The 17,319-nt window shown below is 62.6% G+C and carries 15 protein-coding genes; 9 read left to right on the top strand and 6 right to left on the bottom strand.

Annotated features, from left to right (window positions below):
* The first annotated feature begins 1 nt into the window (after window position 1).
* On the top strand, window positions 2-676 hold the full coding sequence (locus HH213_RS21220) for a Smr/MutS family protein (protein ID WP_110848535.1): 675 nt from the start codon (window positions 2-4) through the stop codon (window positions 674-676).
* A 67-nt stretch (window positions 677-743) separates the two neighbouring features.
* Here the strand turns inward: HH213_RS21220 and HH213_RS21215 are convergent, their stop codons facing one another.
* Window positions 744-1,271, bottom strand: coding sequence for an SRPBCC family protein (locus HH213_RS21215; RefSeq protein WP_169113548.1), 528 nt, complete (start codon window positions 1,269-1,271; stop codon window positions 744-746).
* 75 nt (window positions 1,272-1,346) lie between these two features.
* On the opposite strand from HH213_RS21215, the gene HH213_RS21210 reads away from it, so the two are divergent.
* Both HH213_RS21210 and HH213_RS21205 read left to right on the top strand, forming a co-directional pair.
* The gene (locus HH213_RS21210) at window positions 1,347-2,249 is read left to right on the top strand and encodes a LysR family transcriptional regulator (protein ID WP_169113547.1); all 903 of its coding nucleotides are present in this window, start codon (window positions 1,347-1,349) and stop codon (window positions 2,247-2,249) included.
* Between the two features lie 71 nt (window positions 2,250-2,320).
* Window positions 2,321-2,956 (top strand): trimeric intracellular cation channel family protein, encoded by a 636-nt coding sequence (locus tag HH213_RS21205; RefSeq protein ID WP_110848538.1) that lies wholly within the window; start codon window positions 2,321-2,323, stop codon window positions 2,954-2,956.
* Window positions 2,957-2,962: 6 nt separating this feature from the next.
* On the opposite strand, the gene HH213_RS21200 is transcribed toward HH213_RS21205, so the two are convergent.
* The 4 genes from HH213_RS21200 to HH213_RS21185 all read right to left on the bottom strand — a co-directional run bounded on the left by HH213_RS21200 (window position 2,963) and on the right by HH213_RS21185 (window position 10,531).
* Window positions 2,963-6,001: a TonB-dependent receptor gene (locus HH213_RS21200; RefSeq protein WP_169113546.1), complete on the bottom strand. Its 3,039-nt coding sequence runs from the start codon at window positions 5,999-6,001 to the stop codon at window positions 2,963-2,965.
* 63 nt (window positions 6,002-6,064) lie between these two features.
* Window positions 6,065-7,624, bottom strand: a complete 1,560-nt coding sequence (locus tag HH213_RS21195; protein ID WP_169113545.1) for a tryptophan halogenase family protein — start codon at window positions 7,622-7,624, stop codon at window positions 6,065-6,067.
* 410 nt (window positions 7,625-8,034) lie between these two features.
* Entirely contained in the window at window positions 8,035-8,373 is a 339-nt protein-coding gene (locus HH213_RS21190) for a P-II family nitrogen regulator (protein ID WP_019922031.1), read from the bottom strand.
* 103 nt (window positions 8,374-8,476) lie between these two features.
* Window positions 8,477-10,531, bottom strand: coding sequence for an NAD(+) synthase (locus HH213_RS21185; protein ID WP_169113544.1), 2,055 nt, complete (start codon window positions 10,529-10,531; stop codon window positions 8,477-8,479).
* A 93-nt stretch (window positions 10,532-10,624) separates the two neighbouring features.
* On the opposite strand from HH213_RS21185, the gene HH213_RS21180 reads away from it, so the two are divergent.
* The 6 genes from HH213_RS21180 (at window position 10,625) to mqo (ending at window position 16,369) form a co-directional block, all read left to right on the top strand.
* Complete coding sequence (locus HH213_RS21180) at window positions 10,625-11,758, top strand: GNAT family N-acetyltransferase (RefSeq protein ID WP_169113543.1); 1,134 nt, start codon at window positions 10,625-10,627, stop codon at window positions 11,756-11,758.
* A gap of 148 nt (window positions 11,759-11,906) precedes the next feature.
* Window positions 11,907-12,650 carry an SDR family oxidoreductase gene (locus HH213_RS21175; protein ID WP_110848543.1) on the top strand — a complete coding sequence of 248 codons (744 nt, stop codon included), beginning with the start codon at window positions 11,907-11,909 and terminating at the stop codon, window positions 12,648-12,650.
* A 16-nt stretch (window positions 12,651-12,666) separates the two neighbouring features.
* Window positions 12,667-13,083, top strand: coding sequence for a putative quinol monooxygenase (locus tag HH213_RS21170; protein ID WP_169113542.1), 417 nt, complete (start codon window positions 12,667-12,669; stop codon window positions 13,081-13,083).
* Window positions 13,080-13,667: a flavodoxin family protein gene (locus tag HH213_RS21165; RefSeq protein WP_169113541.1), complete on the top strand. Its 588-nt coding sequence runs from the start codon at window positions 13,080-13,082 to the stop codon at window positions 13,665-13,667. The genes HH213_RS21170 and HH213_RS21165 overlap by 4 nt, the downstream gene beginning before the upstream one ends.
* Window positions 13,668-13,896: 229 nt before the next feature.
* Window positions 13,897-14,514, top strand: coding sequence for a Crp/Fnr family transcriptional regulator (locus HH213_RS21160; protein WP_169113540.1), 618 nt, complete (start codon window positions 13,897-13,899; stop codon window positions 14,512-14,514).
* 154 nt (window positions 14,515-14,668) lie between these two features.
* Window positions 14,669-16,369 carry a malate dehydrogenase (quinone) gene (gene mqo / locus HH213_RS21155; protein ID WP_169113539.1) on the top strand — a complete coding sequence of 567 codons (1,701 nt, stop codon included), beginning with the start codon at window positions 14,669-14,671 and terminating at the stop codon, window positions 16,367-16,369.
* Between the two features lie 59 nt (window positions 16,370-16,428).
* Here mqo and ppa read toward each other — a convergent pair whose 3' ends face one another.
* Entirely contained in the window at window positions 16,429-16,968 is a 540-nt protein-coding gene (gene ppa, locus HH213_RS21150; RefSeq protein ID WP_110848547.1) for an inorganic diphosphatase, read from the bottom strand.
* Between the last annotated feature and the right edge of the window lie 351 nt (window positions 16,969-17,319).

The raw sequence follows: 17,319 nt of genomic DNA, 5'->3' as shown, positions 1-17,319 counted from the left end.
CGTGGGCCTGAAAGACTTCGCCGACCTCAAATCCTTGAGCAAACAGCTCAAGGAGCAGGCCGAAACGCGCGCCGTCAAGGAGGCGGAGCGCGTCCAGCAGCAGAAGAAACAAGTGGTGGAAGCCAACCTGTTCCAGACCGCGCTGGGCGGCGTCAAGCGCATGCCGGTGTCGGACCGCTATGTGCCGCCGTCGGTGCCCAAGGGTGTCGGCGCAGCGGCCACGACAGCCCCCGCCCGCAAGCTGACGCAGGCGGAAGACGACGCGGCGGTGTTGAAGGAATCGTTGTCGGACCTGTTTGAAGTCGACCATTATCTGGAAGACGATCCGGCGCTGAATTATTCGGCGCCGGGCGTGGGTCCGGATGTAATGAAGAAGCTGCGCAAGGGCCACTGGCCGGTGCAGGACGAGCTGGACCTGCACGGCATGAACCGCGACCAGGCGCGCGATGCGCTGGGCGCGTTCCTGAGCAAAGCCGGGCTACGCAACCAGCGCTGCGTGTGCGTCATCCACGGACGCGGCTTCGGCTCGCGCGGCCAGGAGCCGGTACTGAAATCGATGGTGCACAGCTGGCTGGTGCAAAAAGGCGTGGTGGCGTTCTGCCAGGCGCGCAATCACGAAGGTGGCGAAGGCGCGTTGATCGTGCTGCTGCGCGCCGCCCTGCAACCTCAGCGCTAAACCCGCACTGCGCTCCGCCGCGGGGTCTGACCCCGTACGGGTCAGACCCCTCTTCCCGGTGTGCGGGTTAGCTCTCTAGTCCGCCTGCCAGTGCGCGCCGTGCAGCGCCAGCCAGTCCAGTGATCCAATCCTGATGTGCATTCAGCATCGGATTCGGCGTGGTGACAGCCAGCTCGCGGGCTGGCTGGCCATTTTGCGTTTCCTGCGTCAGGATCCGCACGCGGCCGCCCGGCAAGTCTTCGAACAGCCAGGCGTGATGCACATCCAGCCGCCCAGCGGCGTCGCCCTCCACCCATCCATGCCACGCCACGCGTGCCGCCTGACCAGGCGCCGGCGGCACATACTCGACCACTTCCGCCTCGACCGCGAAGCCGAACGTGGTGAAGCGGAAGCGCGCGCCGGCGCTCAGCGTCGGGCCGCTGCCATCGTGGAAGCAGATCTCCGACGCGTTGCTGTAATAGCCAGGCCATGCGTCGGTGTTATCCAGTTGCGCCCAGACGTCGGCGGCGCTGAGGCCCGCCACGGTGATTTCATTCGATACGTAGTTGTCGGTGGTGCCGGGCAGATATGCCGCCGGCCAGATAATGTCGCTCATAAGGGCTCCCTGAAAAGCCCAATGATGCGACCTGGCGTAGAATAAATCCAATCGATCTTTTTTATTTTAAACATCATGCCAGCTGATATCAGGACCTTCGACTTCAACTTGCTCAAGGCGCTCGACGCCCTGCTCGACGAGCGCAGCGTGACCGGCGCCGCCGAGCGGCTGTCGCTGACTCAGCCGGCGGTCAGCGGCATCCTGACCCGCCTGCGCGACCACTTCGACGATCCGCTGTTCGTGCGCGCCCAGCGCGGCATGGTGCCCACCACCCGCGCGCTGGCCCTGGCCGGTCCGGTTAAACAGCTGCTGGCCGAGGTCGAAGGCATGTTGCGGCCGCAAGGCTTCAACCCCGCCACCGCCGAGCTGACGCTGACCATCGCCGCCACCGACTACGCGCTGCGCGCCGTGATGGTGCCCTTCCTGTCGGCGCTGCGCCGGCAGGCGCCCGGCATCCGCGTCGCGGTGCAGCCAGTGCACGACAGCCTGCTCACGCAGCTGGAGCGTGGCGACGTCGACCTGGCGCTGATCACACCGGAAACCGCCACGCCTGAGCTGCACACACGCTTCCTTTTCGACGAGCGCTACGTCTGCGTGCTGCGCGCCGACCACCCGGATGCGCAAGGCCCGCTGACGCTGGACCAGTTCTGCGCGCTGGACCACGCGCTGGTCTCGTACAGCGGCAACCCTTTCGCCGGCGCCACCGACACGGCATTGGCCGCCATGGGCCGCGCGCGCCGCGTCACCCTGTCGGTGACCAGCTTCCTGGTGCTGCAAGACTTCTTGCGCGTGAGCGACCTGATCGCCGTGGTGCCGCACAAGCTGGCGGTGCTGACCGATGGCCTGGCACTGCTGGAACCGCCGCTGGAGATCGCAGGCTTCCGCAAGATCGCCGCCTGGCACCAGCGCACCGAGCGCGATCCGGCGCGCAGCTGGGTGCGCGAACTGTTGTTTGACACGTGTCGTACGTTGATATGATGCAACAGCCCTACCGCGCTTGAGGCGGCCATGTTAGCCTATGTGCATTGCAACCTTGTCCATACGCCTACATGAAGCACGTCCCGGTTCACGTCTCGCTGATCACCATCATTGAAATCATGGCGATCCTGGTTGGCGCGCTATCTGGATTCGTGGAGGCGCGCCGCAAGCGCATGGACATCGTCGGCGTCTTCACCGTGGCCTTCATCGCCGCATTCGGCGGCGGCACGCTGCGCGACATCCTGCTCGACAAGCGGCCGCTGTTCTGGGTCATGCACCAGGAATACGTGATCCTGATCTTCGTGCTGACACTGGTGGCGACGCCGCTGATGCGCACCGTCAAGCAGATCATTTCGGAACGGGTGATTGTGGTGGCCGACGCGGTCGGTCTCGGCCTGTTTGCCGTGGCCGGCGTGGCGCAGGCGCAGGCGGCCCACATGCCGATCTTCATCGCCTCGATGATGGGCGTGATCACCGGCATTTTCGGCGGCGTGTTGCGCGACATCGTCTGCAACGAAGTGCCAATGGTGCTGCGTGACGGCAAGCCTTACGCCATCTGTGCCTTCTTCGGCACCTGGCTCTACATCGGCCTGCAATACGCCGACCTGGTGTCCGACGACGCCGCGCTGTGGACCAGCGCGGCGTTCATCGCGATTCTGCGGCTGGTGACCTGGAAGTTCGACCTGCACCTCCGTAGCCACCATTAATTCCGCTTAGAACGAGTACTGCGCCAGCAAGGTGTAACGCGGCCCGCTCATGAACACCTGGCGGGTGAAGTCACCCGAGTGCTGCTGCATGATCTGGCGCGTGTACGCATTGCCCAGGTTGGTGCCTTCCAGGCCGACGCGGAACTTGTCCGTGAAGTCATAGAAGATCGAAGCATCCACCTGACCATACGCCGCCTGGTACAACGGCAGACCGAAGGCCTGGTCGTTGTTGGTGGTCGGGATCAGGAATGAGCTGGCGGTCGGGTTCGTGTTCAGGCCGTTGTTGCCACGGCTGCCCCACTGGTTCACACCCAGCAGGTAACGCGAACGCCAGTTGTAGGCCACGCGCAGCGACAGGCCGTGCTGCTCGTACATCAGCGCCAGGTTGACCGTGTGACGCGACAGGCCCGGCAGCGGAGTCTTGCCGAACGCGCGCGCGTCGGTATCGCAACCGTTGATGCTGAGGTTGAAGTTGGACGACGCATCGTTACCCGAGCACCATGCTTCGTACACCGGATCTTTCAGCGTGCGTTCGCTTTCCACGTAGGTCCAGCTGGCCTGGGTGCCGATGCCACGCAGCCAGTCCGGCACGAAGTCGTAGTACTGCTGGTGGGCGATCTCGAAACCGCGGGCAAAGCCCTTGGCGCCGTTGACCGGACCGGTCACCACGAAGGTCTGCTGCTTGCCGGTCACATCGTTCGCCGTGTACGCATAGTTCTTGGTGACGATGATGTCCTTGAGGTCCTTGTTGAACAGCGAGAACGTCAGCGAACCGGCCTTGGCGAAGTACCATTCGGCGGTCAGGTCGACGTTGGTCGAAGTGATCGGCTTCAGCAGCGGATTGCCGTCGCTGGTGCCGGTCAGGCTGGTGCCGTTGAACGCCACGCCGGTGGTGTTGCCGGCGGCGTCGCGGGTGACCGTCTGCAGATGGGTGCCGCTCAGCGTGGTCTGCACCTGCAGCTGGTTGAAGTCCGGACGCGACATCGCTTTCGCCGCCGCAAAGCGGAATTGCAGTTCGTTGCTGGCCTTCATGCGCAGATTCAGGCTCGGCAGCCAGTTGCCGTAGGAATTCTTGAACGACTGCGCTTCCGCGAACGGCGCGATGTTGATCAGCTTATCCAGACCGGTAACGTTGACGCCGGTGCCCACCGATGGCGTGGACGGCGGCGTGTAGGCGACGTAACCGCTGCCGGCGCCCTGCGTGCGCACGTAGCGGATACCGACGTTACCGTCGATCGGGAACTTCAGGTCATCCCAGCCGAAGCGCAGCTGCGTATAGGCGGCGCGGGTCTTCTCGGTCTGCGTGTTGGTGGCGGCCGGGTCGTTGAACGTGGCCGGTTTCCACGGATCACAGGTCGAGCCTTGCTCCGCGCACAGCACGTCGTGGTACGCGTGGATCTTGCTCCACTGGTCGGGGAAACCACGCACCGTGGCCGAGTCGGCAAACAGCATGGGCGGCAGGTTGTATTTGCCGCCGAAGAAGTTGTCGATCTTCTGCAACGACGCACCGCCGGCGAAGCGCGGATCGTCCAGACGGGCCACGCCGGGAATCTGCCAGCCTTCCATCCACGGGAAGGTGATGGCCTGCCAGTTGTAGAACTTCTGCGCCTTGTTGTTGTCGCCTTCGCGATTGGCCAGGCGCACGCCGAAGCGGATGTCGCGCAGCACCGGATCGTCGAACGAATACTTGACGTCCGATTTCCAGGCTTTCTGGGTGGCCGTGGCGCGGTCCAGCGCCTCCTGGGTGTAGGCCCAGTAGTAGTTGTGCGCGTTGGCCATGTAGGCTTCCGAGCCGAGACCGATCTGTGGCACCTTGCCGGTCATGTCCATGGTCTGGTTCGGCAGGATGAAGCCGGTCGAGACGTCGGCGTCGAAGCCCTCGGTGGTCGAGCGCACGTGCTGGAAGTCATTGGTCCAGGTCAGGTCCGGCGACACGCGCCACTGCACGTTCAGCGAGATGTCGCGGGTGCTCGATTCACGCGTGTTGATGCGCTGCGAGCTGTTGAACGGCGAACCGCCATAGGTCGGATTCGAGATGGTGCCGCTCTGGAATGCGCCATTGCTGTCGAATACCGAATTGGCGCTGGCAACCTGCTGATACCACTTGTCCTCGGACGACGCTACCACGTGCTCGTCCAGGTCTTCCTTGTAGCGGGTCTTGAAGTAGGTCAGGCCGGCGGTCAGGTCCTTGTTCGGCTTCCATTGGAAGGCCGCGTAATCGCCGCGGCGGGTGCGGTCGAATTCCTGCGAGCGGTAGCCGACGCCCAGCGGTATCCATTGCGTCTTGTTGCGGTCGTACAGCGCAGGATCGGTCGAGTTCACGTGCGGGAAATACGGGTCGACGCCGACGCCGTCCGAGCGGCTCGGGCTCTTGGCATGGGCGAAGTCGATCAGCGCGCCGATCTCGCCGATGTCGGTCTGCCAGCGGTTCGACAGCAGCACGGTGGCGGTTGGCGATGGTTTGCCCTGGCGCAGCGTCGAATACGATTCCGACACCCCTACCGTACCCTTGAAGCCCTTGAAGTCGAACGGCATGGCGGTACGCAGATTGACCAGGCCGGCGACAGCGCCTTCCACTTGTTCCGCCGACGGATTCTTGTAGACATCCACGCCGGCCATCAGTTCCGGCGCCACGTCGGAGAAGCCGAGCGAGCGGCCGCCACCGGCCGAGAACGCGTCGCGGCCGTTGATTTCCGAGCGCACGTAGGTCAGGCCGCGCACCGAGACGCCGGAACCTTCCACCGATTGGCGGTTCGGGTCGCCCGCCATATTGCGGTCGATGGTGACGCCGGCGATACGCTGCAGCACTTCGGTGACCGACCGGTCCGGCAGCTTGCCGATGTCTTCGGCGACGATCGAGTCGACCACCTCGTCGGAATCCTGTTTGAGTTTTTGGGCGGATTGCAGGGCGGCGCGCTGGCCGCTGACCACCACCACCGGTCCGACGCTTGGGGTATCCGCAGTTTGCGCCCATGCCGGCACGGCGTGCAGCACAACCACCTGCGCGACCGCAGCGGCGATCGCAGTTTTCTGTAATTTATTCATTTTGTCTCTCTCCCTCTTGTAGGTTTTTTGTGATTCACTTGACGCCAATAATCGTTGAAAGGTTTATGCCTCCCTCAGTTTGTGATTGCTTGCCGCGCTCGCCGCCTGGCCGGCGACATACGCGCCGTGATCCGGCATGCGCGCGACGGCCTGCGTGATCAGGTCGCGCAATTCGGCGAAGTGGCCGTGCACCGCGCGAATGTCGACGCGCTCCGCCAGCGGGTCATGGCGCTTCGGCATCGCGCCCAGGCCCATCATCATCGCCACGAACGACGGTTCGGCGAAGCCGGCGCGGTCGAGGATGGCCACCCGTCCGGTCTCGCGGAACAGTTCGATCTGGTGGCGCAGCGAATCCGGGATCGCCATGTCGGCGCAGTAGCGCCAGAAATCCGAATCGTTACGCTTGGTCAGCTTGTAGTGCAGCACGATGAAGTCGCGCACCGATTCGTAGCGGCCGCCCATCACGCGGTTGAATTCGTTGGCCAGCGCCGGGCTGCAATCGCGCTCCGGGAACAGTTCCACCAGCTTGCCGACCGCCGTTTCGATCAGGTTGATGCTGGTCGATTCCAGCGGCTCGATGAAGCCAGCCGACAGCCCAATCGCCACCACATTCTTGACCCACGACTGGCGGCGGCGGCCGGTGACGAAGCGCAGCTGGCGCGGCTCGTCCAGCGCGGCGCCGTCGAGACCGTCGAGCAGCACCTGGCGTGCGCGCGCGTCGCTGGTAAAGCCGTTGCTGTACACATAGCCGTTGCCGGTGCGGTGCTGCAGCGGAATGCGCCACAGCCAGCCGGCCTCCTTGGCGGTCGAACGGGTGTACGGCGTCAGCTGTTCCACCGACGCGCATGGCACCGCCTGCGCGCTGTTGCACGGCAGGTATTCGCTCCAGTCCTCGTAGCCGGCCTTCAGCGCGCCTTCGATCAGCAGACCGCGAAAGCCCGAGCAGTCGATGAACAGGTCGCCTTCGAGGCGGCGGCCGTCAGCCAGCTTGACGGCGGTGACGAAGCCGCTTTCCGGATGCTGCTCGACGTCAACAATCATGCCTTCGACGCGCTCGACGCCGCGGGTGACCGCGTAGTCGCGCAGATAGGCGGCGTACAGGCTGGCGTCAAAATGGAAGCCGTAGGAATAGGCGTCGGTCATGCCCGGCGTCTGCTCGTTCGGCGGCGTGAACTTGCCGTGACGCGCCATGACCGAGGCCACCGACCAGTTCTCGATGTCCGGCATGCTGTTGAACGCCTGCGCCAGGCGCAGCCAATGCTGGTGCGCGCCGATGCCCGCCAGCGGCGGACCGAAATCGCCGAACGGATGGAAGAAACGGTTGCCGATGTGGCCCCAGTCCTTGAATTCAATGCCCAGCTTGTAGCTGGCCTGGGTCCTGGCGATAAAGTCGTCTGCATCCAGCCCCAGCGCCGCATTGTAGGCGCGGATGGTCGGCAGGGTCGCCTCGCCGACGCCGATGGTACCGATTTCAGGCGACTCCACCAGCGTCACCGCGCACGGCTGGGTGGGATGGCGCAACAGGCGCTGCGCCAGCGGCGCGGCCGTCATCCAGCCGGCGGTGCCGCCGCCGACGATGACAATCCTGCGAATCGGGCCGCCATGCACGTCATTGCTGCTCATTTCATCTCCTTAAAATGGGCAAGCTATGACAACGTTTTCATTTGTGCGCGAATAAGCGGCGGTGTAGTGTCCCGGAGCCGGGACAAGTGGGGGCACGGCCATGGCAGCGGCCGTCATCTGTTGCGTGATCAAAGTATGTCTCCCTCATTTTTTTATCCGGCCTCGCGTGCCGGTGTATGCAAGCTAACATTAATGCGATGACCGAACAAATAGTTCCAGATTCAGTGTCGCTGTTTAACCTCACTCGCTAAACAAGAGGTAACAAGGGGAAATTCTTAGAAAACGCTGTCAACGTAGATTTTATTTTGCCACTGACTCAATTGGCAAAATTGGGGAGCGCTTCCACATCGGCAATAAGTGGCAAAAAAAATGCCGGCTAAGCCGGCATTTCAAATGAAGTGGAAAGCGTTTTACACGGCGTCCGGTCCCGTCTCGCCGGTACGGATGCGGATCACCTGCTCCACGTTTTGCACAAAGATTTTGCCGTCGCCGATCTTGCCGGTGCGGGCCGCCTTGATGATAGCGTCCACCACCTGTTCGGCCACGCCGTCATCGACCACCACTTCGACCTTCACTTTCGGCAGGAAGTCGACCACGTATTCGGCGCCGCGATACAGTTCGGTATGGCCCTTCTGGCGGCCAAAGCCTTTCACCTCGGTGACGGTCAAACCGGTAACGTTGACCTCAGCCAGTGCCTCACGCACCTCGTCCAGCTTGAACGGCTTGATCACTGCGGTAATCTGTTTCATGACTTCTCCTTATATCCAAATCGAAAATCCGGGCAGCAGACTGCATGCTTTGATTGTATTGTAATCGACCCTCGCGTGCTGTCCATGTACATAAGCTTATTCTTTACACATGCACCGGAATGGCGCGTAGTTCTTCCATCCAAACAACGCTTTGCGCATCGCTCGGCGCCCGCCAATCGCCGCGCGGCGACAGCGAACCGCCGCTGCCCACCTTCGGTGCATTCGGCACGCAGCTGCGCTTGAACTGGCTGGTGCGGAAGAAGCGGTCGAGGAAGATGCCGAGATTCTTCGCAATCGCGGCCAGGTCGTACTGGTTGCGCGTGACGTGCTCGCCATCCGGCCAGCGGCCCTGCTCCTTGTCCTTCCACGCTGTATGCGACAGGAACGCCACCTTGGACGGGTTGAAGCCGAAGCGCAGCACGTAGTACAGGTTGAAGTCTTGCAGCTCGTACGGGCCGATGGTGCTTTCCGTGCGCTGCTCCGGCTGGCCGCCGGCGGCGCCGGGCACCAGCTCGGGACTGATCTCGGTGCCGAGGATGTCGAGCAGTACTTGCGCGTCGTTGCGGCCGATCACGCCGGACTCGGCCACCCAGCGCACCAGGTGCGAGATCAGCGTCTTCGGCACACTGGCGTTGACGTTGTAGTGCGACATATGATCGCCCACGCCGTAGGTGCACCAGCCTAATGCCAGTTCGCTCAGGTCGCCGGTGCCGATCACCAGCCCGCCGTGGTGGTTCGCCAGGCGGAACAAGTGGTTGGTGCGCTCGCCGGCCTGGACGTTTTCAAACGTGATGTCGTACTGTTCCTTGCCCTCCGAGTACGGGTGGTTCAGATCCTTCAGCATCTGAATACAGCTTGGGCGGATATCGATTTCCTGCGCCGTGCAGCCGACCAGCTTCATCAGCGCATGCGCCTGCTTCAGCGTGCGTTCGCTGGTGGCGAAGCCGGGCATGGTGTAGGCCAGGATGTTGGTGCGCGGCAGTTTCAGCTTGTCCATCACGCGCGCGCAGACCAGCAGCGCGTGGGTCGAATCGAGACCGCCGGAAATGCCGATCACCACTTTCTTAAGACCGCTGGTGGTCAGGCGCTGGGCCAGCGCCTGCACCTGGATGTGGTAGACCTCGTTGCAGCGCTCGTCGCGGCGGCGCGCGTCGGCCGGCACATACGGGAAGCGTTCGATGCAGCGCTTCAGCGCCAGCGGCTGGTCGTGTTCGAGTTCTAGCGGGAAGAACACGGTGCGAAACTTGCCGACCTCCGCCGCGTGGCGCTGCACTGATTGCGCGAACGTGTTCATGCGCATGCGTTCGCGCGACAGGCGCTCGAGGTCGATATCGGCAAAGGTCAGCGACGGTTCGTCGACAAAGCGCTTGGCTTCGTTCAGCAGTTCGCCGTTCTCGAAAATCACGCCCTGCCCGTCCCACGCCATGTCGGTGCTGGACTCGCCGCCGCCGGCCGAGGTGTACAGATAAGCGGCGATGCAGCGCGCCGATTGCTGGCCGACCAGCTGGTTGCGGTAGTTGGCCTTGCCCACCAGCGCATTCGACGCCGACAGGTTGACCAGCACGGTAGCGCCGGCCAGCGCCGCGAACGACGACGGCGGCACCGGCACCCAGACGTCCTCGCAAATCTCGACGTGGAATTTGAGCAGCGGCAGGTCGGCCACTTCAAACAGCAGGCCCGAGCCGAACTGCACGCGCTCGCCCAGCAGGTCGATCTCGGTGGCGACCGCGTAATCGCCGCTGCTGAACTGGCGCGCCTCGTAAAACTCGCCGTAGTTGGGCAGATAGCTTTTCGGCACCACGCCCTGGATCTGGCCGTTGGCGATCACCACCGCGCAGTTGTACAACTGATGTTCCACCCGCAGCGGCGCGCCGACCACCACCGCCATCTTCCAGTCGGTGGACGCGTCAAGAATCGCCGCCAGGCCATCGAGCACGCCGTCCAGCAAGGCGCGCTGATGGAACAGGTCGTCGCAGGTATAGGCGGCCAGACCCAGCTCGGGGAAGGCCACCAGCGCGGCGCCTTGGGCGGCGGCCTGTTCCGCCAGCGCGATGGTCTGTTCGGCGTTGTAGGCCGGATCGGCAATGCGGCACACCGGCGCGGCTACCGCGACGCGGGCAAAATCGTGGGTGTACAGATTGAAGAAATTCGAAGCCATGTTGGGTCTTTCGCGTACGCAAAATCCGATTATCGCACGGGCAAAGCGCGCCCGCATGCGCTAGACTGGCACATCAACGTGGAAGGAGATAGTGTGGCAGAAGCAGAGTTTACGATCATCGACTCATTGGCGGAGGTCGACCCGGCGCAGTGGCAGGCGCTGGCGGGCGACAATCCCACGCTGAGCTACACTTTCCTGCACGCGCTGCACGAAACGCAATGCGCCTCGGACCGCACCGGCTGGTCGCCGCGCTACCTGGTGCTGCACCGGGACGGCGTGCTGCAGGCCGCCATGCCGCTCTATCTGAAGGAGCACAGCCGCGGCGAATACGTATTCGACCATGCCTGGGCCGACGCCTTCCACCGCAACGGCATCCCCTACTATCCGAAACTGCTGTCGGCGGTGCCGTTCACGCCGGTGACCGGCAGCCGGCTGCTGGCCCACACGGCGCAAGACCGCCAACTGCTGGCGCGCGCCGCACTGCAACTGGCGCAGCAGCTGGATACCTCGTCGCTGCACATCTTGTTCCCCGACCAGCAGGACAAGCAGGCGCTGGCCGATGCCGGCTACATGCTGCGTGAAGGCGTGCAGTTCCACTGGGAGAACCAGGACTACGCCGACTTCGACGCCTTCCTCGCCACCATGAAAATGGACAAGCGCAAAAAACTGCGCCAGGACCGCCGCCGCGTGCAGGACGCCGGCATCCATTTCGAGCACCTGGCCGGCCGCGCCATCACCGACGAGGTGCTGCGTTTCTTCTACCAGTGCTATGTATCGACCTACCAGGCGCACTTCTCCAAGCCGTATCTGTCGCTGGCCTTCTTCCAGCGCCTGCTGGCGGAAACGCCTGACAGCTTGATGATCGTGCTGGCCAGGCGCGGCGAGCAACCAGTGGCGGTGGCGCTGAACCTGGTCGGCGGTAACATCATGTACGGCCGCTACTGGGGCACGCAGGAATTCGTCTCCGGCCTGCATTTCGAAACCTGCTACGTGCAGTCGATCGACTACTGTATCCAGCACGGCATCGCCCGCTTTGAGGGCGGCGCGCAAGGCGTGCACAAGATGTCGCGCGGCCTGGTGCCAACGCCGACCTGGTCGGCGCATTGGGTGGCCGACCGCCGTTTCGCCGACGCCATCGCCGATTTCCTGGCCCAGGAAACCGCCGCCATGAACGACTACATCGACGAGTTGTCCGAGCACATTCCCTTCAAAGCCGCCGACGACTGACGGCGCTGGCGCGCTCCCGTCGAGGGCGGCACACGGCCTTAATTGATACCATTGGTTGAAAATGAATGCGATCATTCATGACTACCGCCACTGCAATCGGACGCCCATACTGTGTTCATCAACTAACCACTTCCAAGAGGAACACATCATGAGCACCAATCTGAACGGTAAAGTCGCTTTCATCAACGGTGGTTCGCGTGGCATCGGTGCCGCGAGCGCCCGCCGCCTGGCACGTGAAGGCGCAACGGTAGCAATCGGTTACGCCGCGTCCGCCAGCGCCGCCGAAGCACTGGTTGCAGAAATCGAAGCCGCAGGCGGCAACGCCATCGCCGTCAAGGCCGACGCCACCGATGCGGCCGCACTGACTCAGGCCATCGACGGCGTCGCCGCCCGCTTCGGCCGCCTGGACATCCTGCTGAACAGCGCCGGCGTGCTGCTGATGGGGCCAGTGGACCAGTTCTCGCTGGAAGACTTCGACAAAACCGTGGCGGTCAATGTGCGCGCCGTGTTCGTGGCCAGCAAAGCCGCCGCCGCGCACATGACTGACGGCGGCCGCATCATCAACATCGGCAGCACCAACGCCCAGCGCATGCCATTCGCCGGCGGCGCAGCGTATGCCATGAGCAAGTCCGCTCTGACCGGCCTGGTCAAAGGCATGGCGCGTGACCTCGGCAGCCGTGGCATCACCGTCAACAACGTCGCGCCCGGTCCTGTCGACACGGAAATGAACCCGGCTACTGGCGATTTCGCCGCCACCATGCACGGTCTGATGGCGATTCCACGCCACGGCCACGCCGACGAAATCGCCGCCATGGTGGCCTACCTGGCCAGTCCGGAAGCCGCCTTCGTCACCGGCGCCGACCTGCTGATCGACGGCGGCTTCGCCGCCTGATCCCAGGGAGCCCATCATGACCTCACAAAATCGCCTTACTTTTATTGTGCACCTGCCGGCCAAGCCGGAACGCTACGCCGAGCTGGAAGCCGGCGTGCGCCAGGTGCTGACGGATATGTCGCGCGAGCCGGACTTTCTGAATTGCACGCTGCATCGCTCGCAGAACGATCCCAACACACTGGTGGTGTACGAAACCTGGAGCTGCGACCGCGAGTACTTCCTGCAGCACCACCTGCCCCGCCACTATCGCGCCGAGTTCGAACGCGAACTGCCTGGCCGCCTGGCCGCCGAACGCCGCATCGAATTCCTGGACGAGGTCAGCCCGCCTCTACGACTTTCGGCAGAGAAGTTACCCCCCGCATCAGGCGTAACAACATTGGCGGCTGCGTTCTATGCTGGTGGATCACCAATCACATCAGGAGTAGCAAAATGACCAAAGCAATCGTCGCCGTGGTGTACCACTCGGGCTATGGCCACACCGCGCGCCAGGCCGAAGCAGTCAGCGCCGGCGCCGCCCGGGTCGAAGGCGTGACGGCCCGTCTGTATCCGGTCGATGGCGCCGAGGCGCCGTGGGCGGAACTGGAACAGGCCGACGCCATCATCTTCGGCGCGCCGACCTACATGGGCGGTCCGTCGGCGCAATTCAAAGCGTTCCAGGACGCCACCTCGCGCGCCGTGTACGCGGCCGGCGGCACCTGGCGCAACAAGCTGGCGGCCGGCTTCACCAACTCGGCCTCGCGCTCCGGCGACAAGCTGGCCAGCCTGCAGCAGATCGCCATCTTCGCCGCCCAGCACGGCATGCACTGGATCAGCCTGGGTCTGCCACCGGGCAACAACTCCAGCACCGGTTCGGAAGAAGACTTGAACCGTCTCGGCTTCTTCCTCGGTGCGGCGGCGCAGTCGAATGCCGACCAGGGTGCGGATGTCGCCCCGCCGCTGGCCGACTTGCGCACGGCCGAACATCTGGGTAAGCGCGTGGCTGAAACCGCCCTGCAATTCGCGCGCGGCCGCGGCTAAATCAAGGCCATGCTGCGGCATCTTGGGGGTGCCGCAGCTTGCATGCTGGCTTAAAAATGTACGGGAATTTACGTAAGGGAGTAAAATAGCCGCGGATAATCCAGTTTGCTTCACAGCAAGTTCGATCGGGCCTTACTTTGTGCCCCCTTGGAAAGTTTTCTAGGAACGTGGCAAAGACAGCATGAATGCAGATTTTATAAAACAACGTAACCGCTTCAAAGCCACCACAATGAAGCGGATTGACGTCAGCGAAGACGCGTACAACCATGTAACCAATATCCTGGCGGGCATCGCCAAGCCGTTTCATGTACGCAAAGGCGAATACCTGCAACGGGCCGGCACGCCGGCCACGCAGGTGCACTGGCTGGCCAGCGGCGTGGCCCGCAGTGGTTTCTTTAATCGCGAAGGCGTGGAAGTCACGCTGCGCTTCTACCGCGAAGGCGAATCGGCCACCACCCTGACCGACCTGATCAGCGGCGAAAGCGGCCAGCCTGCGGTGCAGTTCCTGATCGCCGAGACGCCGATCCACGGCTTCACGCTGGACTGGAAGACCGCCTCCGACCTGCGCGCGCAGCACGAAGTCATGCAGAATTACCATCTGAATATCGCCATGGCCGGCCTGCAAAGCATGGCCCAGCGCGCCTATAACAGCGGCGAGACATCGGCGCAGGAGCGGCTGACGGCGTTCCGCGAAGAGTATCCGGGCCTGGAAGCACGCATTTCGCAACGCGCAATTGCGTCCTACCTGGGCATCACGCCGCAATACATGTCGCGCCTGCGCCGCGAAGCCGAGGCAGAAGCCGAAGCCAACCTCGAACACCAGCCAGCGCAAGCTCGCCAAGCCTGACCGCGCACGACGCACTCAACATAAGAACAAGGTTTGTGAATATACTTTCAGCTATCCGCTGTGGCGGATAGCGAAGGTATGCACGCAAAACCACGGGGACAAGGGCCGAAAAGTGCCTATCACTTTCAATATTTTCCCAGAAAGGTAAATCCCCATGACTCAAGCAGATAACCAGAATCCCAGTGGCAAGCGTTTCTCCCGGCGCCAGTTTATCGGCGCCGCTGTAGGCGCTGCGGCCGTATGGGGCGGTTACTCGATTTTCTTCGGCGGCCAGTTCCGCGCCGCCAAGGCGGACCGTTCGGTTGACGTGCTGCTGATCGGCGGCGGCATCATGAGCGCCACGCTCGGCACCTATCTGACCGAGCTGGAGCCCAAATGGACCTTCGAAGTGTTCGAACGTCTGGACAAGGTGGCGGAAGAAAGTTCCAACGGCTGGAACAACGCCGGCACCGGCCACTCCGCGCTCTGCGAACTGAACTACACGCCAATGGACGACAAAGGCGTGGTGCATATCGACAAGGCGATCGAGATCAACGAGAGTTTCCAGATCTCGCGCCAGTTCTGGTCGCACCAGGTGCGCAAGGGCGTACTGGGCAATCCGCGTGAATTCATCAATTCGACGCCGCACATGAACCTGGTGTTTGGTCCGGAGAACCGCGAGTTCATCACCAAACGCGTCGCCGCGCTGAAGGCCTCGCCGCTGTTCGCCGGCATGGAAATGAGCACCGATCCGGTCCAGATCAAGCAATGGATCCCGATCATAATGGAAGGCCGCAAGCCGGACGAGATGGTCACCGCCACCCGCTCGCCGCTCGGCACCGACGTCAACCTGGGCTCGATCACCCGCCAGTTCTACCAGCACCTGAGCAAAAACGGCAGCAAGATTACTACCGGCTTTGAAGTGCGCTCGATCACCCGCAATGACGATGGCTCGTGGCGCGTATCGGCGTTCGACATCAAGGACAAGTCCAAGATCCAGACCATTGACGCGCGCCACATCTTTATCGGCGCCGGCGGCGCTGCGCTGCCGCTGCTGCAATTGTCCGGCATTCCGGAAGCCAAGCAGTATGGCGGCTTCCCGGTCGGCGGCGAGTTCCTGGTGACGGATAATCCGGCTATCACCGCGCGCCACCTGGCCAAGGTCTACGGCCTGGCGGATACCGGTTCGCCACCGATGTCGGTGCCGCACCTGGATACCCGCGTGCTGGATGGCAAAACCGTGCTGCTGTTCGGACCATTCGCGACCTGGTCGACCAAGTTCCTTAAGAACGGCTCGTACTTCGATATCGCCAAAGCCACCACGCCGTCGAATGTCATTCCGCAGTTGCAAGTCGGCGCGCATGAATTTGCACTCGTCAAATACCTGGCACAGCAGCTGGAACTGTCGCGCGAAGACAAGATGAATGCGTTGCGCCGCTACATGCCGGAAGCAAAAGACGAAGACTGGCGCCTGTGGCAAGCCGGCCAGCGCGTGCAGATCATCAAGAACATGCCGGACAAGGGCGGCGTGCTGAAGCTGGGTACCGAAGTCGTGGTGTCGGCGGACCGCTCGGTGTCGGCCTTGCTGGGTGCATCGCCGGGCGGCTCGACCTCGCCGGCGATCATGCTGTCGCTGCTGGAAAAAGTGTTCCCGGAGCAGATCAAGAGCGCTGCCTGGCAGGAAAAAATTCGCGAAATCGTGCCGTCATACGGCAAGAAGCTGAATGAGCACCCGGACTTGCTGGCGGCGGAATGGGCAGCCACCGCAGAAACCCTGCAATTGACGATCGCCTCGCCTAGCCTGGAAGGCTTTGTTGCCGGCGCCCTGCCCGCCGCGCCGGGCGTGGTGAAAAAAGTGCCGGATATAGCACTGTAAATAAAAAAAGCCCCTCATTCTGAATGAGGGGCTTTTTTTTACTCAGCAGAGACTGAAACTCAGGCTGCCGGCTGTTTCTGGTAGTTGGCGACGCCGGCCAGGATTTCTTCTTTGGCGGCTTCTGGACCATGCCAGCCTTCGATCTTGACCCACTTGCCTTTTTCCAGGTCTTTGTAGTGCTCGAAGAAATGCTGGATCTGGCGCAGGCGCAGTTCGTTGATATCTTCCGGCTTCTGCCAGTGGCTGTAGATCGACAGCACTTTGTCGACCGGTACCGCCAGCACTTTGGCGTCTTCACCGGCTTCGTCGGTCATTTTCAGCACGCCGATTGGACGGCAGCGCACCACCACGCCTGGGAACAGCGGGAACGGGGTGATGACCAGCACATCAACCGGATCGCCATCAGCCGACAGGGTGTTCGGCACGTAGCCGTAGTTGCATGGGTAGTGCATGGCAGTGCCCATGAAACGGTCAACGAAGATCGCGCCCGACTCTTTATCGACTTCATATTTGATCGGATCAGCGTTCATCGGGATTTCGATGACGACGTTGAAGTCGTTAGGCACGTCTTTACCGGAAGACACTTTGTTCAAGCTCATGGATTTTCCTCTGTTTACAGGCTGTGTTTAACCGCGTCATTATATCCAAACGCAGAACGGGGTGTTAAGACTTCTGCAAACCAGTGCAGGCCCATACATACGATGCGCTCACAGAATCAATAGGGCTGTCATGGTGTGGAAAGGTTCGAGCTTTCGCCCAGATTTCGCCCGGCAGACTATCGCGCCTAGTGCACTGGAGGGTGCAGCCGCACCACCGCCGTACCGTTCCCACCACGATGCAACAGCTAGGCGTGTCGCTCGACATCATTCACCCCTGCCAGAATCACGTCATGCAGGGCAGCAAAGTCCGGCGCCCACTATATGCATCACGACTACGCCGACGAGAAGCGC

The organism is Duganella dendranthematis, from assembly GCF_012849375.1.
GTDB lineage: Bacteria > Pseudomonadota > Gammaproteobacteria > Burkholderiales > Burkholderiaceae_D > Rugamonas > Rugamonas dendranthematis.
The sequence above is the reverse complement of the archived record's forward strand: the minus strand, read 5'-3'. Positions and strand labels throughout refer to the sequence as shown.

Coding starts and splice junctions, on each gene's coding strand:
- HH213_RS21195 (WP_169113545.1), bottom strand. CDS start 7,624: ATGAGCAGCAATGACGTGCATGGCGGCCCGATTCGCAGGATTGTCATC.
- HH213_RS21185 (WP_169113544.1), bottom strand. CDS start 10,531: ATGGCTTCGAATTTCTTCAATCTGTACACCCACGATTTTGCCCGCGTC.
- HH213_RS21160 (WP_169113540.1), top strand. CDS start 13,897: ATGAAGCGGATTGACGTCAGCGAAGACGCGTACAACCATGTAACCAAT.
- HH213_RS21190 (WP_019922031.1), bottom strand. CDS start 8,373: ATGAAACAGATTACCGCAGTGATCAAGCCGTTCAAGCTGGACGAGGTG.
- ppa (WP_110848547.1), bottom strand. CDS start 16,968: ATGAGCTTGAACAAAGTGTCTTCCGGTAAAGACGTGCCTAACGACTTC.
- HH213_RS21210 (WP_169113547.1), top strand. CDS start 1,347: ATGCCAGCTGATATCAGGACCTTCGACTTCAACTTGCTCAAGGCGCTC.
- HH213_RS21165 (WP_169113541.1), top strand. CDS start 13,080: ATGACCAAAGCAATCGTCGCCGTGGTGTACCACTCGGGCTATGGCCAC.
- HH213_RS21175 (WP_110848543.1), top strand. CDS start 11,907: ATGAGCACCAATCTGAACGGTAAAGTCGCTTTCATCAACGGTGGTTCG.
- HH213_RS21205 (WP_110848538.1), top strand. CDS start 2,321: ATGAAGCACGTCCCGGTTCACGTCTCGCTGATCACCATCATTGAAATC.
- HH213_RS21200 (WP_169113546.1), bottom strand. CDS start 6,001: ATGAATAAATTACAGAAAACTGCGATCGCCGCTGCGGTCGCGCAGGTG.
- HH213_RS21170 (WP_169113542.1), top strand. CDS start 12,667: ATGACCTCACAAAATCGCCTTACTTTTATTGTGCACCTGCCGGCCAAG.
- mqo (WP_169113539.1), top strand. CDS start 14,669: ATGACTCAAGCAGATAACCAGAATCCCAGTGGCAAGCGTTTCTCCCGG.
- HH213_RS21215 (WP_169113548.1), bottom strand. CDS start 1,271: ATGAGCGACATTATCTGGCCGGCGGCATATCTGCCCGGCACCACCGAC.